This is a genomic window from Nonomuraea sp. NPDC050451, from assembly GCF_044458585.1.
In genome coordinates this window covers 281,979-307,890 of sequence record NZ_JBITHZ010000012.1, presented here as the reverse complement: position 1 = coordinate 307,890, position 25,912 = coordinate 281,979, and the positions used below count along the sequence as shown (strand labels likewise).

General features: G+C 70.8%; 24 protein-coding genes. 12 read left to right on the top strand and 12 right to left on the bottom strand.

Annotated elements, in window-relative coordinates:
• The first annotated feature begins 14 nt into the window (after positions 1–14).
• Positions 15–794 (top strand): IclR family transcriptional regulator, encoded by a 780-nt coding sequence (locus ACIBI9_RS33375; protein ID WP_397227840.1) that lies wholly within the window; start codon positions 15–17, stop codon positions 792–794.
• Between the two features lie 3 nt (positions 795–797).
• Here ACIBI9_RS33375 and ACIBI9_RS33370 read toward each other — a convergent pair whose 3' ends face one another.
• The 8 genes from ACIBI9_RS33370 to ACIBI9_RS33335 are packed head-to-tail and all read right to left on the bottom strand — an operon-like array spanning position 798 to position 7,757.
• Positions 798–1,160 carry a hypothetical protein gene (locus ACIBI9_RS33370; protein WP_397227838.1) on the bottom strand — a complete coding sequence of 121 codons (363 nt, stop codon included), beginning with the start codon at positions 1,158–1,160 and terminating at the stop codon, positions 798–800.
• A 2-nt stretch (positions 1,161–1,162) separates the two neighbouring features.
• Positions 1,163–2,743 (bottom strand): long-chain fatty acid--CoA ligase, encoded by a 1,581-nt coding sequence (locus tag ACIBI9_RS33365; RefSeq protein ID WP_397227836.1) that lies wholly within the window; start codon positions 2,741–2,743, stop codon positions 1,163–1,165.
• A gap of 11 nt (positions 2,744–2,754) precedes the next feature.
• Entirely contained in the window at positions 2,755–3,564 is an 810-nt protein-coding gene (gene hcaB / locus ACIBI9_RS33360; RefSeq protein WP_397227834.1) for a 3-(cis-5,6-dihydroxycyclohexa-1,3-dien-1-yl)propanoate dehydrogenase, read from the bottom strand.
• Entirely contained in the window at positions 3,561–4,394 is an 834-nt protein-coding gene (locus ACIBI9_RS33355; protein ID WP_397227832.1) for an alpha/beta fold hydrolase, read from the bottom strand. Before ACIBI9_RS33355 ends, hcaB begins: the two co-directional genes overlap by 4 nt.
• A 10-nt stretch (positions 4,395–4,404) precedes the next feature.
• Positions 4,405–4,938 carry a 3-phenylpropionate/cinnamic acid dioxygenase subunit beta gene (locus tag ACIBI9_RS33350; RefSeq protein WP_397227830.1) on the bottom strand — a complete coding sequence of 178 codons (534 nt, stop codon included), beginning with the start codon at positions 4,936–4,938 and terminating at the stop codon, positions 4,405–4,407.
• A gap of 10 nt (positions 4,939–4,948) precedes the next feature.
• Positions 4,949–6,103, bottom strand: a complete 1,155-nt coding sequence (locus ACIBI9_RS33345; protein ID WP_397227828.1) for an NAD(P)/FAD-dependent oxidoreductase — start codon at positions 6,101–6,103, stop codon at positions 4,949–4,951.
• Positions 6,100–6,435: a non-heme iron oxygenase ferredoxin subunit gene (locus ACIBI9_RS33340; RefSeq protein ID WP_397227826.1), complete on the bottom strand. Its 336-nt coding sequence runs from the start codon at positions 6,433–6,435 to the stop codon at positions 6,100–6,102. Before ACIBI9_RS33340 ends, ACIBI9_RS33345 begins: the two co-directional genes overlap by 4 nt.
• On the bottom strand, positions 6,432–7,757 hold the full coding sequence (locus ACIBI9_RS33335) for an SRPBCC family protein (RefSeq protein WP_397227824.1): 1,326 nt from the start codon (positions 7,755–7,757) through the stop codon (positions 6,432–6,434). The genes ACIBI9_RS33340 and ACIBI9_RS33335 overlap by 4 nt, the downstream gene beginning before the upstream one ends.
• A gap of 101 nt (positions 7,758–7,858) precedes the next feature.
• Here ACIBI9_RS33335 and ACIBI9_RS33330 point away from each other — a divergent pair, with 101 nt between their 5' ends.
• The 5 genes from ACIBI9_RS33330 to dmpG are packed head-to-tail and all read left to right on the top strand — an operon-like array spanning position 7,859 to position 12,459.
• Positions 7,859–8,836: a zinc-binding dehydrogenase gene (locus ACIBI9_RS33330; protein WP_397227822.1), complete on the top strand. Its 978-nt coding sequence runs from the start codon at positions 7,859–7,861 to the stop codon at positions 8,834–8,836.
• The gene (locus ACIBI9_RS33325; protein WP_397227820.1) at positions 8,833–9,780 is read left to right on the top strand and encodes a 3-carboxyethylcatechol 2,3-dioxygenase; all 948 of its coding nucleotides are present in this window, start codon (positions 8,833–8,835) and stop codon (positions 9,778–9,780) included. The genes ACIBI9_RS33330 and ACIBI9_RS33325 overlap by 4 nt, the downstream gene beginning before the upstream one ends.
• The gene (locus ACIBI9_RS33320; protein ID WP_397227818.1) at positions 9,777–10,541 is read left to right on the top strand and encodes a 2-keto-4-pentenoate hydratase; all 765 of its coding nucleotides are present in this window, start codon (positions 9,777–9,779) and stop codon (positions 10,539–10,541) included. Before ACIBI9_RS33325 ends, ACIBI9_RS33320 begins: the two co-directional genes overlap by 4 nt.
• Entirely contained in the window at positions 10,538–11,452 is a 915-nt protein-coding gene (locus ACIBI9_RS33315; protein ID WP_397227816.1) for an acetaldehyde dehydrogenase (acetylating), read from the top strand. Before ACIBI9_RS33320 ends, ACIBI9_RS33315 begins: the two co-directional genes overlap by 4 nt.
• Complete coding sequence (gene dmpG / locus ACIBI9_RS33310) at positions 11,449–12,459, top strand: 4-hydroxy-2-oxovalerate aldolase (RefSeq protein WP_397227814.1); 1,011 nt, start codon at positions 11,449–11,451, stop codon at positions 12,457–12,459. Before ACIBI9_RS33315 ends, dmpG begins: the two co-directional genes overlap by 4 nt.
• A gap of 40 nt (positions 12,460–12,499) precedes the next feature.
• On the opposite strand, the gene ACIBI9_RS33305 is transcribed toward dmpG, so the two are convergent.
• From ACIBI9_RS33305 to ACIBI9_RS33290, 4 genes are read right to left on the bottom strand one after another with little or no spacing between them, the layout of a single operon-like run.
• Positions 12,500–12,697, bottom strand: coding sequence for a hypothetical protein (locus ACIBI9_RS33305; protein WP_397227812.1), 198 nt, complete (start codon positions 12,695–12,697; stop codon positions 12,500–12,502).
• On the bottom strand, positions 12,694–13,425 hold the full coding sequence (locus ACIBI9_RS33300; protein ID WP_397227810.1) for a sulfotransferase family protein: 732 nt from the start codon (positions 13,423–13,425) through the stop codon (positions 12,694–12,696). Before ACIBI9_RS33300 ends, ACIBI9_RS33305 begins: the two co-directional genes overlap by 4 nt.
• Entirely contained in the window at positions 13,422–14,405 is a 984-nt protein-coding gene (locus ACIBI9_RS33295; RefSeq protein WP_397227808.1) for an aldo/keto reductase, read from the bottom strand. The genes ACIBI9_RS33300 and ACIBI9_RS33295 overlap by 4 nt, the downstream gene beginning before the upstream one ends.
• Complete coding sequence (locus ACIBI9_RS33290; RefSeq protein WP_397227806.1) at positions 14,398–15,585, bottom strand: argininosuccinate synthase domain-containing protein; 1,188 nt, start codon at positions 15,583–15,585, stop codon at positions 14,398–14,400. The genes ACIBI9_RS33295 and ACIBI9_RS33290 overlap by 8 nt, the downstream gene beginning before the upstream one ends.
• Positions 15,586–16,401: 816 nt before the next feature.
• On the opposite strand from ACIBI9_RS33290, the gene ACIBI9_RS33285 reads away from it, so the two are divergent.
• The 6 genes from ACIBI9_RS33285 to ACIBI9_RS33260 are packed head-to-tail and all read left to right on the top strand — an operon-like array spanning position 16,402 to position 25,876.
• On the top strand, positions 16,402–19,482 hold the full coding sequence (locus ACIBI9_RS33285) for an amino acid adenylation domain-containing protein (RefSeq protein WP_397227804.1): 3,081 nt from the start codon (positions 16,402–16,404) through the stop codon (positions 19,480–19,482).
• A gap of 5 nt (positions 19,483–19,487) precedes the next feature.
• Positions 19,488–19,664 (top strand): MbtH family protein, encoded by a 177-nt coding sequence (locus ACIBI9_RS33280; protein ID WP_397227802.1) that lies wholly within the window; start codon positions 19,488–19,490, stop codon positions 19,662–19,664.
• Positions 19,661–22,975, top strand: a complete 3,315-nt coding sequence (locus ACIBI9_RS33275) for an amino acid adenylation domain-containing protein (protein ID WP_397227800.1) — start codon at positions 19,661–19,663, stop codon at positions 22,973–22,975. Before ACIBI9_RS33280 ends, ACIBI9_RS33275 begins: the two co-directional genes overlap by 4 nt.
• Positions 22,975–23,793 (top strand): alpha/beta fold hydrolase, encoded by an 819-nt coding sequence (locus tag ACIBI9_RS33270; RefSeq protein ID WP_397227798.1) that lies wholly within the window; start codon positions 22,975–22,977, stop codon positions 23,791–23,793. Before ACIBI9_RS33275 ends, ACIBI9_RS33270 begins: the two co-directional genes overlap by 1 nt.
• Positions 23,790–24,926, top strand: a complete 1,137-nt coding sequence (locus tag ACIBI9_RS33265; protein WP_397227796.1) for an acyl-CoA dehydrogenase family protein — start codon at positions 23,790–23,792, stop codon at positions 24,924–24,926. Before ACIBI9_RS33270 ends, ACIBI9_RS33265 begins: the two co-directional genes overlap by 4 nt.
• Positions 24,923–25,876 carry an acyl-CoA dehydrogenase family protein gene (locus ACIBI9_RS33260; RefSeq protein ID WP_397227794.1) on the top strand — a complete coding sequence of 318 codons (954 nt, stop codon included), beginning with the start codon at positions 24,923–24,925 and terminating at the stop codon, positions 25,874–25,876. Before ACIBI9_RS33265 ends, ACIBI9_RS33260 begins: the two co-directional genes overlap by 4 nt.
• Positions 25,877–25,912 lie beyond the last annotated feature (36 nt).

Here is a 25,912-nt window from a genome sequence, read left to right as displayed (position 1 = left end):
ATGGGGCCATCACCGTGAACAGGGACGATCGTGCCGCCGTCGAGAAGGCGGTCAGCCTGCTGGCCTGCTTCGGCGGCCAGGCCGGCACCGGGATCGGGGTCAGCGAGCTGGCCAGACGCGCAGAGCTGAGCAAGTCCACCGCCTTCCGCCTGCTGGGGATGCTGGAGCGCAACGGCGTGGTGGAGAAGGTCGGGCAGAAGTACCGGCTGGGCGAGCGGCTGCACGAGCTGGGCCGGCACGCGTACGTCCCCGATCACGACCGGATCCGCGACGCGCTCATCCCGTTCCTGACCGACCTGTACGAGCTGACGCGCGAGACCGTGCACCTGGCGGCCCTGCACGGCACGGACGTCGTCTACCTGTCCAAGCTCTACGGCCACCGGCAGGTGCGCTCGCCCTCCCGGATCGGCGGCCGGGTCCCCGCGTACTGCACGGCGGTGGGCAAGGTGCTGCTGGCCTATGACGCAGAAGCGCTGGAGCAGGTGCTGCACGGCGAGCTGCGCCCGCTGACGCCGAACACGATCACCGACCCGGACCTGCTCGCGGCGGAGATCGCCCGGGTGCGCGCGGAGGGCGTGGCCTTCGACGACGAGGAGGCGACGCCCGGGCTGAGCTGCGTGGCGGTCCCCGTCCTCGGGCCCGGCGGCAGGGCCGTGGCGGCCATGTCCGTCTCGGCGGTCACGGGCCGCCTCGACACCCGGGCGCAGGCTCCGGCGCTGCGCCGGGTGAGTGCCGCGGCGGCCCAGCACCTCATGCGGGTCCGACGGCGGCCCGCGGCCGCCGTCGCCTCCTGACCGTCAGGTCTCCGGTACGCGGCCGGGGTCGATCCCGGTCACCCACTCCGGCTCGGCAACCAGCAGGCTGAGCTGCTCGTCGGCCAGATCGACGTCGACGACGTACCGGAAGCCGGCCGCCTCGGCCGCCGCGATCCGGCCGAGGTCGCCCTCCGGCACCGGGCACACCACCCGGCGGCAGGCGGGATCCTGTCTCGACACGGCGTCGGTGACGACGCGCAACAACCGCGTCATGGCCTCTCCCGTCACGGCCGGGGAGACCCGCACCTCCACGTCGCGCGCGCCCGCCGGGTACGCCTCGCGCAGGCGGCCCGTGGCGCAGCGCTCCAGGTGGACCTCGCCGTCGATCACCGGCAACGTCGTCATTGTCAGCCCTCCTCGTCCACCAGGCGGCGGATGACGGTCTTGTCCAGCTTGCCGGAGGCGTTCCTGGGCACGTCCTGCACGATCTTCAGCTTGCGCGGCAGTTTGTAGCGGGCGAGCTGGGCGGCGGCGTGGTCGCGGACGTCGTCGAGGGTGACCGTGGTCCCCTCGGCCAGGGACACCACCGCGACGACCGTCTCGCCCCACTGCTCGTCGGGGCTGCCGACGACCGCGACGTCCACGATGCCGGGCATGGCGGACAGGGCCTGCTCGACCTCGGCCGGGTAGACGTTCTCCCCGCCGCTGATGATCATGTCTTTGAGCCGGTCGACGATGAACAGGCAGCCGTCCTCGTCGAGGTAGCCGACGTCGCCGGAGTGGAACCAGCCCTCGTCGTCGAACGCGGCCGCGGTGGCCTCGGGGTTCTCCCAGTAGCCGGGGGTGACGTTGGGGCCGCGCACGACGATCTCGCCGGCCTCGCCGGGCTTGAGCGGCTGGTTGGTCGTGGCATCCACCACGCGGACCTGGGTGTGGGGCATGGGGATTCCGGCCGAGCCGAGCTTGCGCAGGGTGTGCTCGACCGGGAGGTGGGTGGCGAACGGGGCGGTCTCGGTCAGCCCCCAGGCCTGTTGCAGCGGGATCCCGTGGGAGGCGTACAGCTCGATCAGGGACGACGGCACCGGCGCGCCCGCGACGACGATCGAGCGCAGGTGGGACAGGTCGGCGTCGAAGACGCCGGGCACCCGGCTGAGCGCGGCGAGCATGGCGGGCACCGCGAACATCGAGTTCACCCGGTGGGTGACCAGGTCGTCCAGGAACCGGATCGGGTCGAAGGCGCGGCGCACGACCACGGTGCCACCGCGCACGAGTGTACGCAGCACGAAGCTGTTGAGCGCGCCGATGTGGAACAACGGGGCGGCGGCGTACGTCACGTCGCCGCGCCGGGTGTCCAGCATGGAGTCGACGTTGACCGAGTTCCACCAGGCGTTGCCGTGGGTGAGGACGACCCCTTTGGGCAGGCCGGTGGTGCCGGAGGTGAACATCAGGATCGCCGGGTCGTCGAAGCCCTTGGCGACGGGGGCGCAGGCAGGCGGGGCCGCGGCGATCGGGCCGGACCAGGGTTCCCAGCCGGCCACACCGGTCGTGGCGGGCACTTCGGGGTCGTCGTCGACGAGCAGGAAGCGCCGCAGGGCGGTCCCGCCGCGCACGTGCTCGACACCGGCCCGATGGCTTTCCTCGCAGACGATCGTGGCCGCGCCGCTCCGCTGGAGCACGCTCTGCAGCTCGGGCTCGGCGAGCCTGAAGTTGACGGGTACGAAGAGGGCGCCGAGCCGGAACGCGGCCAGCATCGTGACCAGGAAGGAGGCGCTGTTGAGGCCCAGGTAGGCGACGCGGTCGCCGTCGCCGACGCCGCCATCGGCCAGGGCGCCCGCCAGCCGCGCCGCCTTCTCGTCGAGGCGGGCGTAGGTGAGGTCGCCGCCCGCGTACCGGATCGCGGTGACCTCGCCGTGGTAGCGGGCGTTGCGCGCGACAGCCGAAGCGGGGTTGACGTCGACGTTGAGACCCGAGTTCGGGGGGTGGGGCATGGTTCGGCTCCTCAGAGGTGGTCGCCGCCGGCGGCGCGGGCGAACCCCCGTACCCCGATGCCGCCGTCGGCCGAGATGGCGTGTCCGGTGATGGCGCCGCTCTGCTCGCGGGCGGCGAGCAGGACGTAGGGCCCGGTGAAGTCGCGCGGGTCGGTGCTGGAGTCGTGCAGCGGGATGGGCGGGGTGCCCTGGCGTCTGGCGAAGGAGGCCGCGATCGACCGGTCGCCCATGGCGAGGCTTTCCGGGCCGCGCAGGTCGGTGTTCATGCCGCCGCAGGCGACGCCGTTCACGCGGACCTTGGGGGCCAGCTCGTAGGCGAGCTCCCGCATCAGGCCGAGGCAGGCGTGCTTGCTGGCGGTGTAGAGCGGGCCGCCGCCGTTGACATGGAAGGAGGAGTTGGACAGCGTCATGACGATGCTGCCCCGCGTCCGGACCAGCTCCGGCCAGGCGGCCTCGGCGGCGAGCAGGTAGCCCTTGACATTGACGGAGAAGATCTCGTCGAAGGCGGTGTCGATCTCCTTGCCGGACAGGCGGGTGAGCTGGCGCTGGTAGTCCCAGACGCCGGCGTTGGCTACGAGGGTGTCGAGCTTGCCGAAGCGTTCGACGGTCTCGGCGACTGCGGCGTGCAGCGCGCCGGAGTCGCGGACGTCGGCGGTCACTCGGTGTACCCGCTCGCCGGCGACCTGGTCGAGCTGGGCCAGGTCGCGGCCGAGGACGGTCACGGACGCGCCCTCGGCGAGGAAACGTTCGGCGACGGCGCGGCCGATGCCGGAGCCGCCGCCGGTGATCAAGGCTACGTAGCCGTCGAGCCAGCCGCTCATGCCAGGAATCCCGTCACGAGGTGCTCGAACTCGCGCCGGCGTTCCAGCTGCACCCAGTGCCCGCAGCGGCCGAACACGTGGAGCTGCACGTCGCGGAGCTGCTTGAGCATGAGCTGGGCGCCGTCGAGGGTGATGGTGCGGTCGTCGCGCCCCCACAGCAGCAGGGTCGGGGCCTTGACCTTGTGCAGGTCGCGCCAGAGCGGGTCCATGCCGCCGCGTCTGGCGAAGGCGGCGTTGTAGCGGTGGTAGAAGGCGATGTGGCTCTCGTCGAGCGAGGCCTCGTAGCGGGCCTTGACGACGTCCTCGCCGAACTGCCGGTGGTCGAAGACCATGGTGCGGATGAACGCGGCCATCTTCTTCTCGCTGGGGCCGGAGCCGTTGTAGTAGCGGAACATCTCCTTCTGGCCCTCGGTCGGGGTGGGCCCGAACGGCAGCCAGCCGCCGCCGGGGGCCATCAGCACCAGCCTGGTCACGCGATCGGGGCGTTCCTGGGCCATGGCGATCGCGGCGGCGCCGCCGAGGCTGTTGCCCAGCAGGTGGAACGTCTCGATGCCGAGGGCGTCGAGCGCCTGGAAGAGGGCGTCCACGGTGATCTCGGTGATGGACCGCTGGTCCAGGTCCTCCTCGGTTGGGCGGTAGCTGCCGCCGAAGCCGGGCTGGTCGGGCAGGACGACGCGGAAGTGCCGGGCCAGGGCCGGCAGGTTCTGGTGGTAGTTGCCGACGCCGGAGGCGCCGGGGCCGCCGCCGTGCAGCATCACCAGCACCGGGCCCTCGCCGACCTCGGCGACGGCGATCTCGCCGAGCGTGGTGGTCACGTTGTGGTGTTTCACCGGGTTCCCCTCAGAAGAAGGTCGAGATGTTCTTGGCCAGCAGGATGTTCTGGTCGAGCAGGATCGTGCGGCGCGCGACCTGGAGACCGGTGGCGGTGCGGCGCAGGATGTCCGTGCGGCTGCCGGCGAAGACGTTCTCTTCGCGTTCCAGGCGGTTGCGGTAGACCAGGAACGCCGAGCGGACGAGCAGGTCGTCGCCGGTGAAGCCGGGATGTTCGGCGGGGTCGACGTGGCGGGCCAGCACGTTGGTGACGAGGTGGCGGGTGCGTGAGGGGGGATCCTCGGCCCAGGCCATGCCGGAGTCGAAGCGGCGGATGCGCCAGGCCAGGCTCTCCTTGCTCTCGTCGTAGAAGGCGGCCTCGCCCCGCGCGGCCACCGACAGGGCCTGCTGGCGGCGCAGCCGGTTGGTGCGGGTGGGCATCCAGTAGTCGAGGTCGTCGGCGAGCAGGTCGAGCCAGTCGGCGTAGCGGCCGGCGTCGAGGAGGTCGGCCTCCTCGTAGTAGAACTGCTCGACCTCGAAGTGGGTGTCGCGGTCGGCGCGCATGCGTTCTCCTTCAGGCGCGCAGCAGCGTGCGCAGGTTCACTGAGGTGTCTTTCAGCCGGCCCGGGTCGGCCGGGATCCGGCGGTCGATCATGCGGCGGGCGGCCCGTACGGCGCCCGAGTCGTCCACGGCGGCTGCGGCCACGACCAGCCCGTCACGCAGGCCGAACACCGAGAACGCGGGGTCGTCGTAGGAACCGCGGAGCACCGTCTGCTCGGCCGCCGCCATGTGGCCGGCGGCCTCGACGTGGCGGCCGTGCCGGTCGGTCCAGAACCACGGGGCGGTGGGCGGCGGGAGCGGTGCGCCCAGAACGGTGGCCGCCGCCCGGGCGCCGTCGTGCTGAGCCGCCTCCCAGTGACCGTCGCGGCCGCGCGCGGAGTCGCCCACCGCGAGGATCGCCGGGTTGGAGGTGACCTGTCCGGCGTCCACGGCGATGCCGCGGTCGATCTTCAGCCCGGCCGTCTCGGCGAGCCTCGTGTCGGGCACCATGCCGACCCCGAGCAGCACGGCGTCGAACGCGTGGCGGGCTCCCGCGAGCGTGGCCCCCGCCCCGTCGAACGACTCCACCGCGGACCGGACGGTGGTGACGCCGCGGGTGGCGTGCTGTTCGTGGAGCCAGCCGGCCAGCTCGCCGCCGACCGCGGCGGCCAGCGGCGTGGCCACCGGATCGGCCAGCACGACCTCGCAACCGAGATCGACGGCACTCGACGCCACCTCCGCGCCGATCAGCCCAGCGCCGACCACCAGCACGCGGGCGCCCGGCCTCAGCGCGGCACGCAGCCGGTCGGCGTCCTCGGCCGTGCGGAGCACGTGCACGTGTTCGCAACCGGGGATGGGCGGGCGGGCTGCTGCCCCGCCGGTGGCCAGCACTACGCGGTCGGCGGGCAGCAGGGTGCCGTCCCGCAGTTCGACGCCGCCTGAGCGGAGCGCGGTCACGCGGGTCCGGTTGATCAGCCGGATCGCGTGCTCGTCGTACCACTGCGGCGGCTGGAGGGCGATCCGCTCGAGATCCTTGGCCCCGGTCAGGTAGTCCTTCGACAGCGGCGGCCGGTCGTAGGGGAGCTCCCCCGCGTCGACCAGCGTGAGGTCCCCGTCGAACCCGCCCGCGCGCAGGGCCGCGGCCGTGCTGACGCCCGCGATCCCCCCGCCGACGATCACGACTTTCATGGCGCCTGGTTCGGGAAGAGGTAGACCTCGCCGTCGCGTACCTCGACCCGGTGCGGGCAGGTGTCGCGGGTGGCGGGCAGGCCCTGGACCTCGCCGTTCTTCAGGCAGAACCGGCTGGAGTGCAGGGGGCACTCGACGTAGCCGTCCTCGACCCAGCCGTCGGCCAGGGAGGCGTCCTCGTGGGTGCAGGTGTCGTCCAGCGCCCAGACGCTGCCGTCGGTGTCGCGCAGCAGCGCCACGTCGTCGTCGGTGCCGATGATCGCCTTGTCGATGGCGATGCCCTCGCCCTCGGGGATGTCGTCCAGCGCGGCGACGCGGATTCCCTCGCTCATCTGCCGTCCTCCTCGTGCCAGGCGGGGGTGGTCATCAGTTCGCGCCAGCGCGCGTAGAAGGCCCGGCCGGCGGCGTCGCTGTACAGCTCGCTGGTGGGGCCGGGGTAGCGGCCGTCGTCACGTTCGGAGCCGAGGCCCATCTGGTAGTTGAGCGGCACGCGGTTGGTGACGAAGCCGTGCGAGACGGCCTGCACCTCGCTCCAGTTCTCGCCGTCGTCCTGCTCGAAGATGCCGCTGGGGCCGAACGTGCGCAGGTTGTACAGCCGCTGCGCCTCGCGCACCTCGGGCGGCATCGACTTGTCGACGATCGTCCACGCCCACACCTCCATCCGGTCCGGGCCCTTCGGGTGCCAGACCCGGATCGAGCCGTTGACCGGCAGGTAGGAGAAGTTGGGGAAGACGGTGGCGTGCCCGTTGGTGAGCGGGCCTTCGACGCGGGCCTCGCCGAGGCGCTCGCGCAGCGCTCGGTAGTCGGTCCACTGGTGGACGGCTCTGGCGTCGAAGCGGTTCTTCGGGTGGACGGGGAAGCCGGCACCGTGGCCACCCGGGCCGGCGTACTGGCGGCCGGTGCGGTGCACGATCTCGTCCTTGGGGCCCTTGCCGGTGGGCGAGAGCACCATGAGCGCCGAGGCGTGGCTCATGTTGACGTGGTACCAGTCGGTGGCGAACTGCTCGGCCGCCAGCTTCCAGTTGCCCTCCAGCACCCACTTGTGCACGCCTCCCACGACGACCGTGCCCTCGTCGTCGTGGTCGAGCATCGCGTCCATGTACCAGGCCATGTCGCCCAGCGACTCGCGCAGCGGCACGGGCTCGGGGTTCCACGTGCCGAAGATCAGGCCGCGGTGGCTGTCGACGTGCGGCACCTCGACCAGGCCCCACTCCCCCGTGTCGAACGACTCCGGGTAGCCCGCCTTGTTCGGGACGCTGACCAGCCTGCCCTCCAGGTCGTAGGACCAGCCGTGGTAGGTGCAGGTGAAGTTGCGGGTGGCGCCGTGGTCGGCACGGCACACGCGGGCGCCGCGGTGCCGGCAGGAGTTGAGGTACGCGCGCACGCGGCGGCTCCGGTCGAGGGTCACGATGACCGGGTCCTCGCCCATGTACGTGGTGAAGAAGTCGCCGGGCTTGCGGAACTGGTCGGCGTGCGCCAGGAAGAGCCAGCTCGGCGCGAACACGCGGCGCAGCTCCTGCCGGTAGATCTGCTGGTCGGTGAAGATGGCGCGATCCACCAGCCCGCCCTCGGCATCCACCAGCCCGGAGACGTCGATGGTCGGCGCCAGTTCGGCCGGGCGCCGCAGGGCCCCGTGCGGGGATTCGATGGTCATGGGCTCAGACAACAGCCATGGACGCGTCGCGTTCCAACGGTCGTTCCGTACGACGGCACACGAGCTGTCCCGCGATGGTCGTCGTCGGACACCTTTGGGGCATGCTTGCCGCCACCGCCGTCTCCCAGAGCGCGACCGATCCGCTGTCCGGTCTCGTGCTGGGCGACGTCCCCGAGCCCGAACGCCGGCCCGGCTGGTCGATCGTCCGGGTCGTCTCCTCCTCCCTGAACATGCACGACCTGTGGACCCTGCGCGGCGTCGGCCACCCTCCCGAGCGGCTGCCGATCATCCTGGGCTGCGACGCCGCCGGCTACGACGAGGACGGCAACGAGGTCATCGTGCATCCCGTCATCGCCGACCCCGACGCCGGCCGGGGCGACGAGACCCTCGACCCGAACCGGGCCCTGCTGTCGGAGCGGCACGACGGCGCGTTCGCCGAGTACCTGATCGTGCCGGCCCGCAACCTCGTTCCCAAGCCGTCGTGGTTGTCGTTCGACGAGGCCGCGTGCCTGCCGGTCGCGTGGACGACCGCGTACCGGATGCTGTTCACCCAGGCGCGGATCAAGGCCGGTGACCGCGTGCTGGTGCAGGGCGCGGGCGGCGGCGTCGCCTCCGCGGCGATCAGGCTGGCCGTCGCCGCGGGCGCCGTCGTGTACGCCACCAGCCGCAGCGAGGACAAGCGCGCGCAAGCGCTCTCCTGGGGCGCCCGCGCCGCGCTGCCGACCGGCGAACGGCTCCCGGAGCGCGTGGACGTCGTCATCGAGACGGTCGGCGAAGCCACCTGGTCGCACTCGCTGAAGTCGCTGCGCCCCGGCGGCACCGTCGTCATCGCCGGAGCCACCAGCGGCACCAACCCGCCCGCCGACCTCGGCCGGATCTTCTACCTCCAGCAGCGCATCCTCGGCTCCACCGGCTGCACCCGCGGCGAGCTGGTCGCGCTGCTCGACATGATGGACGCCACGGGCCTGCGCCCGGTGATCGACCGCACGCTCCCGCTGGACGAGATCCACAAGGGTTTCCAGCTCATGATCGACGGGCGGCTCACCGGCAAGCTCGTCATTAAGGAGATCACCTCATGACCGCCGTCGCCGTCGGCCTCTCCCATTCCCCGCTCATCGGCAAGAACGACCCCGCCCCGGACGTGGTCGCGGCGGTGGAGGCCGCGGTGGACGAGGCCCGCGCGTTCGTCCGGGCCTTCGATCCCGAGCTGGTGGTGCTGTACGCGCCCGACCACTACAACGGCTTCTTCTACAAGGAGATGCCGCCCTTCTGCCTGGCCACCGAGGCCGACGCGGTCGGCGACTTCGGCTCGGCCGCCGGAGCTCTGGCGGTGGACACCGAGGCCGCCCGCGCCATCGCCCGCGGCGTGCTGGAGCGGGGCGTCGATCTGACCATCTCGGCGCGGATGACCGTCGACCACGGGTTCGTGCAGCCGCTGGAGGTGCTGTTCGGCGGTATCGACCAGGTTCCGGTCGTGCCCGTCTTCGTCAACGGCGTCGCCACGCCGCTCGGTCCGGTCAGCCGCATCCGCGCCCTCGGCACCGCGATCGGCGAGGCCGCGGCCGGGCTGGACCGGCGGGTGCTGTTCCTCGGCTCCGGCGGGCTCTCCCACGACCCGCCCGTGCCGGTGCTCGATGGCGCGCCGCCCCGCGTCGCCGACGCCCTCATCGAGGGCCACCCGCCCACCCCCGAACAACGTCTTCGTGGCGAGCAGCGGGTGATCCAGGCCGGGCGCGACTACGCCGCCGGATCGACCACGATGATCCCCATCAACCCGACCTGGGACAACCTGGTCCTCGACACCCTCGCGAGCGGCCGGCTGGAGGACGTGGACGGCTGGACCGTGGAGTGGATGGGCGCCGAGGGCGGCGGCTCCGCACACGAGGTCCGGACGTGGATCGCCGCGTTCGCCTCGCTCGCCGCCACCGGCAAGTACCGCATGACCTCCCGCTTCTACCAGCCCATCCCCGAATGGATCGCCGGCTTCGCCGTCGCCACCGCATCGCCGGAGGGCACGCGATGACCGCCATGGGCGAGGCCGTGGACCGGCTGGCGGACGCGGCTCTTACCGGCAACCCGTGCCGGCCGGTCCGCGACCTCATCACCGACGTCGCCGACGCCTACCAGGTGCAGCGCCTGCTGAACGCCCGCCGCCACACCTCTCCCGTGACGGGCAGGAAGATCGGCCTCACCTCCCCCGCCGTTCAGCAGCAGCTCGGCGTGGACCAGCCCGACTTCGGCGTGCTCTTCGCCGACATGGAGGTCACCGGTTCCACGCGTGCGGACCGCTTGATGCAGCCCAAGATCGAGGCCGAGATCGCCTTCGTGCTCGCCGCCGACCTGTCCGGTGACCTCGACCCGGCGGCGGTGCGGGCAGCGGTCGCCTACGCCGTCCCCGCCCTGGAGATCGTCGACAGCCGCATCGCCGGCTGGGACATCACCATCGTCGACACCGTCGCCGACAATGCCTCCAGCGGCCTGTACGTCCTCGGCCCGGACCGGCTGCCGCTGACCGCGTTCGAGCCGGTCGACGCCACCATGCGGATGCACGCCGACGACGAGCTCGTCTCCGAGGGCACCGGCGTCGCCTGCCTCGGCGACCCGCTCAACGCCCTGCTGTGGCTGGCCACCACCGCCCGCGACTTCGGCGACCCGCTGCGCGCGGGCCAGGTGATCCTGTCCGGCGCCCTGGGACCGATGGTGCCCGTCTCCCCCGGCATCACCGTAAAAGCCGAAATTTCTGGACTTGGTGTGGTGGCCGTGACCTTCGAGGACAACGCATGAACAAGACCAAGGTGGCCGTGATCGGCTCCGGCAACATCGGCACCGACCTGATGCTCAAAGTGCTCCGCCTCTCCGGCACCCTCGAGATGGGCGCCATGGTGGGCATCGACCCCGGCTCCGACGGCCTCGCCCGCGCCCGCCGCCTCAAGGTGCCCACCACCCACGACGGCGTGGACGGCCTGATCGCCATGGACGGCTTCGCCGACATCGGCATCGTCTTCGACGCCACCTCCGCCAAGGCGCACCTCGCCAACGCCGCCAGGCTGGAACCGTACGGCAAGACCCTCATCGATCTCACCCCCGCCGCGATCGGTCCGTTCGTCGTCCCCCCGGTCAACCTCGACGCCCACCTCGGCGCGGGCAACCTCAACATGGTCACCTGCGGCGGCCAGGCCACCATCCCCATCGTGCACGCCGTCTCCCGCGTCGCCCCCGTCGCGTACGCCGAGATCGTCGCCTCCATCGCCTCCAGGTCGGCCGGGCCCGGCACCCGCGCCAACATCGACGAGTTCACCCAGACCACCGCCGCCGCCATCGAGAGCGTCGGCGGCGCCGCCCGCGGCAAGGCGATCATCGTCCTCAACCCCGCCGATCCGCCGCTCATCATGCGCGACACCGTCTTCTGCCTGACCGGCGACGCCGACCACGACGCGATCCGCGCCTCCATCGAAGAGATGGTGGCCGAAGTGGCGAAATACGTCCCCGGCTACCGGCTGAAGCAGGACGTACAGTTCGCCCCGATCGACGAGCCGGTCACCACCCTCACCCTCGAGCCGGTGACCACGCGCGTGTCGGTGTTCCTGGAGGTGGAGGGCGCCGCCCACTATCTGCCCGCCTACGCCGGCAACCTCGACATCATGACCTCGGCCGCCCTGCGCGTCGCCGAACGCATCGCTGGAGCCACCGCATGAGTCTCTACATCCAGGACGTCACCCTGCGGGACGGCATGCACGCCGTACGGCACCGCATCACCCCGCATGACGTCGGCCGCGTCGTCGCCGCCCTCGACGCCGCCGGGGTGGACGCCATCGAGGTCGCTCACGGCGACGGCCTGGCGGGCGCCTCGATCAACTACGGCCCCGGCAGCAACACCGACTGGGAATGGATCGAAGCCGCCGCGCAGAACGTCAAGCGGGCGACGCTCACCACCCTCCTGCTGCCCGGCATCGGCACCATCGCCGAGCTCAAGCACGCCTACTCCCTCGGCGTCCGCTCCATCCGCATCGCCACCCACTGCACCGAGGCCGACGTCGCCGCCCAGCACATCGCCACCGCCCGCGAGATCGGCATGGACGTGGCCGGCTTCCTCATGCTCAGCCACATGGCACCCCCTGCCGAGCTGGCCCGCCAGGCCAAACTCATGGAGTCCTACGGCGCCCACTGCGTCTATGTCACCGACTCCGGCGGCCGGCTCACCATGGATGGCGTCCGCGAGCGCGTCCGCGCCTATCGCGACGTCCTCGACCCCGGCACCCAGCTCGGCATCCACGCCCACCAGAACCTCTCCCTCGCCGTCGCCAACTCCGTCGTCGCCGTCGAGGAGGGCGTCACCCGCGTGGACGCCTCCCTGGCCGGGCACGGAGCGGGTGCCGGCAACTGCCCCGTCGAACCCTTCATCGCCGTCGCCGACCTCAACGGCTGGAAGCACGGCTGCGACCTGTTCGCCCTGCAGGACGCCGCCGACGACATCGTCCGCCCCCTCCAGGACCGCCCGGTCCAGGTGGACCGCGAAACCCTCACCCTCGGCTACGCCGGCGCGTACTCCAGCTTCCTCCGGCACGCCGAGGCCGCCTCCCGCCGGTACGGCATCGACGTACGGACCATCCTGCTGGAAGTCGGCAGACGCCGCCTTGTCGGCGGCCAGGAGGACATGATCGTCGACATCGCCCTCGACCTGCTCGAGAACCGGACCCCGTAGCCGCGCACCGGTGCCGGTGCTCTATTTCGGGGTCAGGGGCTCATTTCGGTGATGCCGGCGGCTGAGGCCGGTCCGTCGCTTTTGCGATCATGACGAAGACGAGCGCCAGGCCGACGCCGAGGGTGGCGAGCGTGAAGCCCAGGCTCCGGAAGCCGAGGCGGTCGCCGAGTGCGGTTCCGGCGGCCGGCGCGAGGGCCGTGCCGCCGAACTGGCGGCGACCGCCACCCCACCACATCATCGGGAGGGACAGAGGCGGTGGCGCGCGAGCGCGTCGTAGAACGGTTGGTGGTGCTCGGCGATGCGGCGCAGGTGCTCGTTGGTGTCGGGCGTCTCGCGCTGCCCGGGCGCCTTGGCCACCAGCCCGCTGCTCTCGGCCACCTCCGCGTGCCACCGGTTCGTACGCTGCCAGTTCGCCTGTTGACCGGGATCCCAGCGCATCGCCTCGGGCATGAACTCGAGCCCGACCCGCTCGCAGTACGCCTGAACCGTCGCCTCCGGATCGGCCACGAGATCGTCGCCGTCGATCACCAGGGGGACCTCGCCGGTGGCCGACCGCACGGCGTCGAAGATGGCGTGCAGGTATTCGAAGCCGTACTCGTCCAGGGTGGCGTCGGGGTTCATGGCGTAGTGCGAGGCTGTCGCGCTCCGCGGCTCCCGGATCATGAAGGTGTTGATGACGTCGCTGAACAGGCGCCCGTCTTCGAGCAGCGGCGTGTACGTGTAATCGGAGGTGTCCTTGGCGAACACCCGGCGCCCGCCGGCGTTGACCTCGAGCATCACGTCGAGCAGCTCGGTCGCCGACGTGACGCGCCTGTCCGCGAGCTCGAAATGGCCGTCCACCTGCAGGTACGAGAACGGCTCGTGGACCACCTCGAGATCGCCGCGCTCCAGCATGATGCGCAGGAACGCGGTGGACCTCGATCGGGGCACGGCCCACAGCACGATGGGCTTCGGCGCGGCACTCATTGCGACCACGCGGTGGGGCGGCGGTCCCAGCGGTGTTCGCGCAACTGCGCCATCAGTTCCTCGCTCAGTGGTTCGGCGTCGCTGGTGGCGATGTTGGCGCGTACGTGTGTGAGCTTGCGCATGCCGGGGATGACGGTGGCGACGTCGGGGTTCTGGAGGATGAAGCGCAGCGCGAGTTCGGGCATGGTCATGCCCTCGGGCACGATCCGCGCCAGCCGTTCGGCGCGCTCCACACTCGCGACGAGGTTTTCGGGCACGAAGTACGTGTTGCGCCAGTCGCCTTCGGGCCAGCGGGTGTGGCGGGTGAGGGTGCCGGTGAGGGTGCCTTCGTCGAAGGGCACCCGTGCGATCACCGCGACGTCCAGCTCGCGGCATGCCGGCAACAGTTCGTCTTCGGGGGCCTGGTCGAAGATGTTGTAGATGACCTGCACCGCGTCGATCAGCCCGGTGTTCAGGGTTTCCAGGACGTTCCAGGGTTCCCATCTGTTGACGCTGATGCCGACGCCTTTGATCAGCCCGCGTTCCTTCATCTCGATGATGGTGTCCTGCCAGGCCGCGTCATGTGCCCAGGCGTCCTCCCAGACATGGAACTGGAACAGGTCTATGGACGGCGTGCCCAGCCCTTCGAGGCTGCGGTGCAGGTATTCCCAAAGATGATCCGGTGGGTACACCTCGGACAGTTTGGAGTCGCGGGTGGAGGGCCAGGTGCGATCCTTCGGCGGGGGCTTGGTCGCGATGTGGAGGCGGCGCTCCGGGTGCCGCTTGACCAACTGCCCGAGCATCCTCTCGCTGTGTCCGCGGCCGTAGATCCAGGCCGTGTCGAAGTAGTCGCACCCGAGCCGCACGGCTTCGTCCAACGCGGTGTCGCCGGTCTCGTCGTCGGCGCCGGTCCATCCGCCCTCGCCGCCGGCTATGCCCCACATCCCGTAGCCGACGTCGCCGACCATCCAGCCCAGCCGGCCGAATCGACGCTCACGCATCGTTTCCTCCTTCCATTCCCGAAACGGCGACTGCCTCGCTCCAGCGGTTTCCGCCCGAGCCGAACCGGGTCTGCTGCACCACGGCGCTCGCGACCTTCATCCGCTCGACCTGGACGATGCCCCGGTGGACGGACAGGGTCACGCTGCCGCCGACCTCGCCGACGAGCCGGTCGATCGCGGCTCGCGCGGCCTGCGCGGCGGGCTCGAGCCACCGCGCCTCATACATCGCGGCGCCCAGAACGGTGGCCAGCCGATCGTAGAGTTCGCGGCCGGCCGCATCGAGGCCGGCCTGCAGGATGCGCGCCCACGCGCGTTCGAGCAGCTCAAGGCCGGGCGCCTCGTAGATGCCCCGGCAGACCGTACCGATGATGCGCCGCTCGACCACGTCGCGAAGCCAAATGCCGTGCCGCGCGCCGATTTCGTTGGCCCGCGCCATCCACGCGACCGGGTCGGGCCCGCTGCCGTTGAGGTCGGCGACCCGTCCGTCGTGAAAGGTGACCGTGACGGTCTCGGGCTCGTCCGGGGCCTGCCCGGGCCAGTTGCTCCACCGCGGCTGGAGCCGGGTGACCGGCGTTTCGAGGTCTTCCAGCTCGGCCGACTCGTGCGAGACGCCGGCGAGGTTGGCATCGGTGGACCGCTCTGCGCCGCTGCCCGGGTCGAGATGCAGCCCGTGCTCGGCGACGGCCGCGAGCATGGCCTCGCGGTCGGGGAATCGCTCGAGCGCCTGCGGATCCGTCCACGGCTCGATGACGGACAGCCCCGGTGCGACCTGGGCGCCGTAGCGCGCGAAGCGGCGCTGGTCGTTGCCCCCGCCGACACAGCCGTGAGCGAACGTCCGGCATCCGTCGGCCCGCATCAGCGGGGTGAGCTCGCTGACGAGCACGAAGCGCGCCGCACCGGTCGTGTTCCAGTAGCCGCCGTCGTGGCGGGCCCGGTAGCGCAACAGATCCGACGCCACGGCGGCCATCGATGATCGTAAATCTATGACGACGACTTCGTCCCCTGATCTTCGCAGCGAAGAAGCGAGTGACTCCATGTCCGCGCGATCTGATTGGCCAATGTCGGCGATATAGTGCCTCGTCGGAGTGGACAGTTCGTGAAGCCGGACTCCGACGGCCAGGGAGGAAAGTCCTCCCGATTGGAATAATCCGACACGGGCGTTGCCATTGGCTTGGCGCACAACCTTCCCCTAACGCTGGTGGATGGGGCGCGATGTCGGCACTCTATACGCCGACCGCCACCGACTCTACCCACGGATGGCGGGCCTTCACGCCCCGCACGCCGATGATCTCTCATTTGAATTGATCATTCTTTCTTGTTGCGGAGAACGCGGCCGTGGATTGACCGGCGCCGGCTCGGGTAAGGCCGGGTATGAATCCCGGCCTGACCCGCAGGATTAATGGTCGCTCACACCTTGCCCGGTGACATCCGCGACGAGTTGTGGCGAGATCCGGGGTTGCGAATCCAGGCCACGTGTTCCAGGATGGAAGTAACCTGTAAGCCGCAGAATACTGGTTATCCAGCACTCAAGCCGTCCGGCGAAGGGAGGAACGCGTGTTCACCGCAGACCGGGGAACGAGTGACCCCGGGCAGCGCACCCAGGCTCACGTCAATTTCACGATTCCCGAGCTCATCACGCATATCTCGGCACGTTGCCGAGCCGATGGAGGAGCCGTCGCCGCGGCGCGGCCGTCACCGGCGGCACGGCACCGGAGGGCGTGACAGCGCCGGCGCGGCACCCAGGCCCGGTGGTGCCGGGCCGAGCAGAGCGCCGAGGCGCCCGGACGCGACATCCGCACGATCAAGCTGAGCCAGGAATATCCGGCCACCTGCGCGCATTCGCCGGAGCCCGACAATTCGCGTGACATGCGGCCACTTATTCACATTGTCATGCTCACCGAGGGCCGGCCCTGGCTGCCTGAAACTCACAGACCTGAATAGTGACCGATCTGCCTGATCACGAGGATCTGTTGCCGGTCGAGACTATGGGAGCGCGATGCCACGCCATCAGCAGACGCACCTGAGCGAACATGCCCTGACCGCCATTCACTTATCCCTGGGACCGCAGAATTCGTTCCCGCGGGAAAGCACAGTCCTTGACCTGTTCCGCGCCCAAATAGAGAACGCGCCGGACCGTCCCGCCGTCCGCTACCGCGACACCACCATGAGCTATGCCGACCTCGATGCCGCGGCCAATGCGACGGCCAATCGACTGATCGGCAACGGTGTCCTGGCCCGGCAATTGATACCCGTGTTGGCAGCGGACGGGCCCGAATTCCCGGCATCGCTCTTCGGGGTGCTGAAAACAGGCTCGGCCTTCGTGCCGCTGGATCCGGCCTGGCCGGTCGACCGCCTCCGCGCGATCGTGGCCGAGCTCTCGCCGCCCGCCATCGTGGCGTCGCCGGCGACCGTGGAGACCGTCGCCGAACTGAAGCCGGCCCTCGCGACAGTGATCGTCGACTGCGCGGAGCCGTACGATCCGGTTGACCGGACACCCCCGCCGGCCGGCCGTGAACCCGGACCCGGAGACCTGATTTACGGGTTCTACACCTCCGGCTCCACGGGCACGCCCAAATGCGCGCTCAACCACCACCGCGGCCTGGTCAACAGGTTGACCACGATGTCGCGCCGGTTCGGTGACGGGGCCGATCACGTGACGCTGCAGAACAGCCGGTCCACGTTCGACTCCTCGATGTGGCAGGTGTTGTGGCCGCTGGTGTCCGGTGGGCAGGTCGTGCTGCCGCACCGCGACGGGATCCTCGACCTTGAGGAGACCGCGATGACCATCGGCCGCTACGGCGTCACGATGACCGACTTCGTGCCGTCCGTGCTCGCGGCGTTCGTGTCGCTGCTGGAGGTGCGCGAGGACCTGCGGGACGCGACGTCGAGCCTGCGGCGCATGCTGATCGGCGGGGAGGCGGCCGGCGCCGGCGTGGTGCACCGGCTGCGCGCGTTGCTGCCCGAGCTCAAGGTCACCAACACGTTCGGGCCGACGGAGTGTTCGATCGGGTCGGTGTTCCACGAAGTCACGGACGCCGACGTGGACCGGATCCCCCTCGGGCGCGCCATCGACAACACCGCCGCGATCGTGCTCGACGACGACCTCGAGCCCGTCCCGGTGAACACGCCCGGCGAGCTGTATCTCGGCGGTGAGTGCATCGGCGCGGGCTACCTCAACGATCCCGAGCGCACCGCGCGGGTGTTCGTGGCCAACCCGTTCCCCCAGATCCCGGGCGAAAAGCTTTATCGGACAGGCGACCTGGCCCGGGTCGGCGAAGACGGGCTGCTGTACTTCATCGGCCGGCTCGACGAGCAGGTCAAGCTCGGTGGGGTGCGGGTGGAGCTCGGCGATGTGGCCTCGGCCGTGGCCGACCATCCGCTCGTGGGCAGCGCGGTGGCGGTCGTGCTCGGTGAGGCGCCCGAGTCCACTTTGGTCTGCTGCGTCACGCCCCGCTCGCCGGACGATCCGCCGTCCGCGGAGCAGCTTCGCGGGTACGCGGCGGAGAAGCTGCCGGCCGAGCAGGTCCCGCAGCAGATCGTGGTACTCGACGCGCTCCCGCTCAACCGCAACGGCAAAGCGGACCGCAAGGCGTTGGCCGCGCTCATCGTGGCCGAGTCGGCGCGGCAGGTGGGCCCGGAAGAGCGGGTCGAGCCGCCGGCCAACCCGATGGAGGAGCTGGTCTGCTCGGCGTGGCGCGAAGTGCTCGAGCGGGAACAGATCTCGGTGGTCGTCCCGTTCTCCGATTACGGTGGCACCTCGCTGATCGCCTACCGGCTCACCACCGCGGTCAGCCGGCGGCTGGCAAGGCCGGTGCGTCCCAGAGATCTGCTTGTCGCGTCGACCGTGCGCGCGCAGGCGGCGCGGCTGACCAGGGGCATCGACGACGACAGCGCCGAACTGGCCTACATCAAGCACGACCTGGCGTGGCGCCCGCCGCAGACGCTGCTGCTCACCGGCGCGACCGGGTTCGTCGGGGCGCACATCTTCGCCGAGTTGCTGATGCGCTCCAACGCGGAGCTGATCTGCCTGGTACGGTGCTCCGACCCTCCTGACGGTGCCCGGCGGCTGACCGAGGTCCTTGAGCAGTACGGGCTGACGTCCGCCTGGCAGCTGCTGCCCATGGCGCTCAAGACGGGGCGGGTCGAGGTGGTCCCCGGCGACCTGGGCAGCGAGCTGCTCGGCCTGCCGCAGTGGCGATTCGACGCGATCGCGTCGGCTGTGTCCGGTGTCATCAACGCCGCGGGCGCGGTGAACTTCCTGTCCGGCTATCTGGACCATCGCCCGGCCAATGTGCTCGGCGTGCAGGAGCTCATCAAACTCGCCTCAGGCGGCGCCCGCGTGCACAGCCTGTCCACCTTGAGCATCTTCCCGCCCGCCGGGCCGGCCGCCCCGCCCATCACCGAGGATCAGATCCCGGAGACCGAGCAGGTCGCCGCGGACGGCTACAACAGATCGAAGTACGTCGCGGAAAGCCTGCTCGCCGACGCACAACGGCAGGGCGTCAGCTCGGTGGTGTACCGCCTCGGCGAGGTCTGGCCGCACCAGGCGACAGGCGCGGCCAACCCCGATTCGCTGGCACACAACCTGCTGTACGCGTGCGCACGCACCGGATGCGTGTTCCAGACCGAAGCCGAGACCGACGTGACGCCGGTGGACGTGGTCGGCCAGTTCGTGGCGCGCGCCGCGACCGGCGACATCAAGGTGCCCGACGGCGCGATGCACGTGCTGTGGCCGGCAAGGCTGCGCTTCGCCGAGGCGTTCGGCGTGCTCGCCGACCGGTGCCGGCTCGACCGGGTCGGCTACGCGCAGTTTCACGATCGCCTGGAGGCCATCGCCGGGCCCGACGAGCGGCTCGCCGGGCTGCGCCTGCTGCTGCCGCCTCCGGCCACCGGTTGTGACGCGGCGCCGGTCGAGTTCGACCAGATGTTCACCGACAGCTCCCGGCACTTCGACGCCCGGCGGTTCAGCCGGCACGCGGTCTCGCTGGCGCGGCCGGCGGCGGACGGGCTCAGGACGCTCGATCGCTACCTCAGTGAGCTGACCGACATTCCCGCCTTCGTACCTCAAGAAAGGTAGGCGCAATGGAAGAGAAGTTCGTCGTGGTGATCAACCACCAGGACCAGTACTCGATCTGGCCCGCCGGCCGGGAGATTCCGACCGGCTGGCGCGAGGCCGGAGCCGAGGGCGGCAAGAGCGATTGCCTGGCACACATCGCACGGGTCTGGACGGATCTGCGCCCGTTGAGCGTGCGACGGTGAAGGAGGAGACCGAGATCATGTCCACCCCGAACGAACGCGACGTCGCCGACATCAGGCGCGCCTTGCTGGAGATGAAGGTCCGCCAGCGCGTGGCGGAGAAGGCCGAGCGGGAGCGGATCGTCGCCGTCCCGCGCACGGGCAAGATGGCCATCGCCGAGCAGCAGCGGTTCCTGTGGTTCCTGCACCAGATGGTCGCGGGCGCACCGGTCTACAACGTGCCGTTCGCGATGCGCCTGCGCGGGCCGCTCGACGTGGCCGCCCTCTCCGAGGCGCTGCGCGGGATAGTCGCGCGGCACGAGAGCCTGCGCACCCGGTTCGGCGACGAGCACGGCGTGCCCTTCCAGACCGTCGACCCGCCGCCCGGGACGTGGGACCTGCCGGTGACCGACGGGAGCGAGGAGTCCGTTCAGGACTGGATCGACGGGCAGGTGCGCGAGGAGTTCGACCTGCGCAACAGCCCGCCGTACAGGTTCGCGCTGCTGCGCCTGGGCCGTGAGGACCACGTGCTGTCCATCGTCTGGCATCACATCGTCATCGACGGATGGTCCTCGCGCCAGTTCGCCGAGGAGCTGACGGCCCGCTACACAGATCCGGAGGGCGCGGAGTTCCCCGAGCTGACCCTTCAGCCCGCCGACTTCGCGGCGTGGCAGCGGCTCTGGCTGCTCAGCGAGGAACCGGCCAAGCAGATCGAGTACTGGCACTCCGCGGTGGACGGGATGGAACCGCTGGAGTGGCGTACCGACCGGCAGCGCCCGTCGGCACCCACCGGGGCCGGCCGTATCTACGAGACCCGCCTGCCCGACGACCTCGCACGCGGGATCCGCGATCTGGCCAAGGCCGAGGGTGTCTCCCTGCTCGCCCTGACGATGGCCGGATACCAGGTTCTGCTGAACCGCTACACCGGCCAGCAGGACATCGCGCTCGGCTCGGTCCTTTCCGGGCGGACGCGCTCGGAGATCGAACCCATGATGGGGTTCTTCGCCAACACGGTGGTGGTCCGCGGCGATCTCGAGGGCAACCCCGTGTTCCGCGACCTGGTGCACGCCACCAACGACAACATCCTCGAGGCGATGGCCCACCAGGACGTGCCGTTCGGCCGCATGGTGGAGGAGCTCAAACCGGAGCGGCTGCCGGGGCGGAATCCACTGGTCGCGCACCTGTTCACGCTGCTGCCCGAGCCGATGATCGCGCGCTGGCGCCTGCCCGGCGTAGAGGTCGAGATGCTGACCCCGCAACCGGAGACGACCCGGTTCGACATCACGTTCCAGATCAACGACCTGCCGGACGGCGGCTTGGGCGTATGGATCGAATACTCCTCCGAGCTGTTCGACCACGAGCGCATCGAGCAGCTGGTGGAACACTTCGCCACGGTCATGGCCGACGCCCTGTCCAGGCCGGACGCTCGGGCGGGCTCGCTGGACATCATGTCCAACGACGAATATCTGCGCGTGCTCACCGCGTGGAATCCCGCGCCCGGTGAGCGCGACGAGCGCCTGCTGCACGAGCTGTTCGCGGCGCGGGTGGCCGAGATGCCCGACGCGGTCGCGATGCGTTTCGCGGGCGAGGACCTGACCTACGCGCAACTGGACGAGCGGTCCAGCCGGCTGGCGCACGCGCTCGTCGAGGAGTTCAAGGTGGCGCCCGGGCGCGTGGTCGGGGTGCTGCTCGAGCGTGGCTTCGATCTGCCGGCCGCCGAACTCGGCGTGCTCAAGGCGGGCGGGGCCTGGCTGCCGCTCGACCCGCAGTATCCGCCGGAGCGGCTGGCCTACCAGCTCGGCGACGCCGACGTGGCGGCGGTGGTGACGACGTCGGATCTCGCCGACCGCGTGCCCGCGGACGTGGGACGAATCCTGCTGGACACGGACGCGCTCGACGGGCGGGCGGTTTCGCCGCCTTCGGTGCACGTGGCGCAGGAGGACACGGCGTACGTCATCTACACGTCGGGCTCGACCGGCACCCCCAAGGGGGTCATGGTCCCCCACCGGGCAGTGGTGAACTTCTGCACCACCTTCCAGCGGATGTTCTCGGTGACGCCGGACGACCGGATCCTGCAGTTCTCCAACCCCGCCTTCGACGTGAGCGTGTCGGACGTGTTCTCGACGCTGACCGCCGGCGGGACCATCGTGGGCGCGCCGCGCTCCGAGCTGCTCGACCCGGAAGCGCTGCAGCGGCTGCTGGCCCAGGAGCGGGTGACGATGGTGGACATCCCGCCCGCCGTGCTGGGGCTGCTCGATCCGTCCGCTCTGGACGATCTGAGAGTGTGCTTCATCGGCATGGAGCCGTTCGGCCCCGATCTGGTCAACCGGTGGCGCAAGCCGGGGCGCGAGTTCCACAACGGATACGGGCCGACGGAGGTCACGGTGACGTGTGTGGACTACCTGTGCCCGCCGGAGCCGTTGGACGGGCCGCCGCCGATCGGCCGGGCGATGGCCAATCAGCGGGCATACGTCCTGGACAAGGGACTGCGGCCCGTGCCGGTCGGCGTTCCCGGGGAGCTTTTCATGGCGGGCGCCGGTCTGGCCATCGGCTACCTCGGCCGGCCCGACCAGACCGCCGAGAAGTTCCTGCCCGACCCGTTCGCCGTCACCCCGGGCGAGCGCATGTACGCCACCGGCGACCTGGTGCGCTGGAACGCCGACGGCGATCTGGAGTTCCTGGGCCGGGTCGACCGCCAGGTGAAGCTGCGCGGGCTCCGGGTGGAGCTCGGCGAGATCGAGCACGCCATCGAGAGCTTCGACGGCGTGCGGCAGTGCGTCGTGACCGTGCGCGACCCGGGCACGGCCTCGGCCTGGCTGGCCGCGTACGTGGTCGGTGAGTTCGAGCCGGACGCGCTGCGCGAACACCTGGCCGGGCGGCTGCCCCTGCACATGGTGCCCACCGACTACGTACGGCTGGAGCAGCTCCCGCTGACCTCGACCGGGAAGGTGGACCACGCGCGGTTGCCCGATCCTCGCCCCGAGGGCGAGGCGGGGCAGGTCGAGCTGACCACCGAGACGCAGCGCCGGCTGGCCGAGATCTGGCAGGGCCTGCTGAGCCTGGACGCCGGCCGCATCGGCGCGCAGGACAACTTCTTCGTCCTCGGCGGCAACTCCCTGCAGGTGACCCAGATGATCTCGCGGGTGCGCGACACCTTCCAGGTGACGCTCGACCCGCGGCGGCTGTTCAGCTACCCGCTGCTCAGCCAGTTCGCCGCCCAGATCGACGACGCGCAGCGCGCGCTGCTGGGCGAGGAGGAGGTGGCGCGGCTGGAGGCTCAGGTCGCTGATCTGCCCGAAGAGGAAATCGATCGGCTGCTGAAGGAGTCGGGCTGATGGCCGGTTCGCATCCCTCCACGCTGGAGGAGAAACGAAGCGCGCTGCTGCGACTCCGGTTACGGCGCAAGCGGGAGGAGGCCCTTGCCCGGCAGGGGGGCGATTCCGCCCGGCCGGAGGGACGGCCGCCGCGCCTGTCTCCCGTTGTGCCGCTCAGTCCTGAAGGCACGAAGCCACCGCTGTTCCTCGTGCACGCGGCGGGCGGCTCTGTGGCGCCCTACGCCGCGCTGGCCGCGCTGCTGGGCGACGACCAGCCCGTCTACGCGCTGGAGGATCCGGGCCTGCACGGCGGCACGATCGGGGAACGGCGGCTGCCCGGCCTCGCGGCCACCTATCTGGACGCGGTCCGCGAGGTCCAGCCCGACGGGCCGCTGCAGGTGGGCGGCTGGTCGGTCGGCGGAGCGGTGGCGCTCGAAATGGCGCGCCAGGACGGCGACGTCGCGTTGACGTTCGTGCTCGACACCGCCGTCCCGGACGACGCACCGTCCCGTCCGGGCGATGACGACCTGAGGACGTGGTTCGCCGCCGACGTCGCGGCGATGGGCGCCGAGCCGGGCGAGGTGGAGCTGGCCGAACGGTTCCCGGTGTTCGCCGCGAACGTGCGTGCGCTCCTGACGTTCCGGCCGTCGCGGGTGGACAGCCGCGTGGTGCTGCTGTCCGCCGAGGGCTCGGAGCCCGCGAGGCTCGACCGATGGCGTGCTTACGCCGATGAGATCCAGGTGGTGCGGGGCGACCACTACACCATGCTCCGACCCCCACACATCGAAGCGCTGGCGGAAGCGATGCGCGACAGACTGAGCGAGGTGAGTGTCCGATGATGCCGGCCTTCACGCCGGAACAGGACGGCTTCCGGGAAGAGGTCTGCAAGCTGCTGTGCGAGGACGCGGTGCGCGCGGAGATCGCACAGTCCCGGCGGATGCCGTACGGGCAGGAGAGCGGCCTGCTCGACGTGCACCGGCGGCTGGGCAAGCTCGGCTGGCTCGCGGTCAACTGGCCCGAGCGGTACGGCGGAGCGGACGCCACGATCGTGGAGAAGGCGATCCTCACCGAGGAGATGATCCGCCACGGCGTGCCGGACAACGTGCACTCGCTGGGCATCGACATCGTCGGGATGGCCATCCACCTGTTCGGCACGCAGGAGCAGAAGGAGCGGCTCCTGCCGGGCCTCGCACGCGGCGAGATCACGGCCAACGTGCTGTTCAGCGAGCCGGGTGTCGGATCCGACCTGGCGTCGCTGGCCACGCGCGCCGAGCCGGACGGCGACGGCTGGCGCCTGTACGGCCGGAAGATCTACAACATGAAGGCGCAGCACAGTGATTTCGCGCTGTGCGCGGCCCGCACGTCGACCGGCCCGGTGAACTTCTTCGGGATCACACTGTTCCTGGTGCCGCTGCAGAGCATGGGCGTGGTCATCGAGCCGGTGTGGAACCTGTCCGAGGAGCGCTTCGACCTGGTGACGCTCGACGGGATCCGGGTCGGGCGCGAGGACGTGCTCGGCGAGGTCGACGACGGCTGGCAGGTGCTGGGCAAGGTGCTTCCGCTGGAGCGCACCGGATTGGACCACTCCGCCAAGGCGGAGCGCACGCTGGCCGCGCTGCGTGAGCACGCGCCGCCCGGCTGCGAGCAGCGGCTGGTGCAGCTGGAGACGCGGGTACGCGCGGCGCGGTTGCTGGCGTGGCGGTGCGTGGCCAACCTGCACGAGGGGCGGCCCGACGAGGTCCACTCGGCGACCGCCAAGTGGTACACGTCGGAAACGGCCAAGGAAGTGTCGGTGGCGGCGGTCGAGCTGCTCGGGCCGCAGGCGCTGCTGGACGCACGCGATCCCGAGGCGATCGCCGAGGGCGTCTTCGACGCCGCGCTCCGGGAGGCTCCGGGGCTCACGCTCGCGCAGGGTTCTTCGGAGATCATGCTCTTCTTTGTCGCCACATCGAAATTGGGGTTGCCGTCATGACCGCGGTGGAGACCACGGCGATAGCCGACTTCTTCGACGAGGATCTGGCGCCGCTGGTGCGGCGGATGGCCGATCGGCCGCGTTCCGAGGGCGGGGGCGACGACGACAGTCGCGAGATCCGCGCGATGGTGTGGGAGGGGCTGGTCGGGCTCGGCGCGCTCCAGGCCTCCGACACCGCGCGGCTGGCCGAGCTGCTCGGGTCGGTGCTTTATCAGGGGCCGCTGCTCGACACGCTCACCGCTCGAGAGCTGGTGCGGGACGCCGACATCGGCCGGGCGCCCGTGGCGCTGGCGGTCGCGGCCGAGCCATGGTCCGATCAGGACGGTGTGATCTCCGCGCGGCGGGCCTTCGTCGGGTTCGCGGCGGAGGTGGACTACTTCGTCGTGGGCGGTGCCGACACCGGCGGACTGCGCCTGGCGCTCGTGCGCGCGGACCATCCGTCCGTCACGATGCGGCGGTACGAGGAGACCAGCCGCGGCGAGGCGTACGCGGTCGAGTTCGCCGGCACGCCCGTGGCCGCGCGGGCCGGCTCCGCCATCGAGTGGGAGGCGGCGCTGGCCGGCGCCCGGGTGCGCCAGGCGGCGTACCTGGTGGGGCTTGCCCAGGCGGCGCTCGATCACGCCGTCGACCACGCCAAGGCGCGCCGCCAGTTCGGCCAGCCCATCGGCAAGTTCCAGGGCCTGGCGTTCCGGCTCAGCGAGCTGTCGATGCACATCGACGCGACGCGCCTGCTGGTGCACGGCCGCGACGCGGCCGCGCACGCGGCGGCCAACCTCGCGGCGGCCTCGGATCTGGCCCGCACCGTCACGACGCAGACCATGCAGATCCACGGTGCCGCGGGCATGCGGTCCGACAACGACGCGCAGTTGTACTACAGGCGGGCGGCGGCCGAATCGGTGCGGCTCGGCACGCCGTCACAGCTGCGGCGCGAAAGCTGGGGGCCGCGATGACGGAAGCCGCAGCGGCCTACCCGGCGCAGGAGTAGG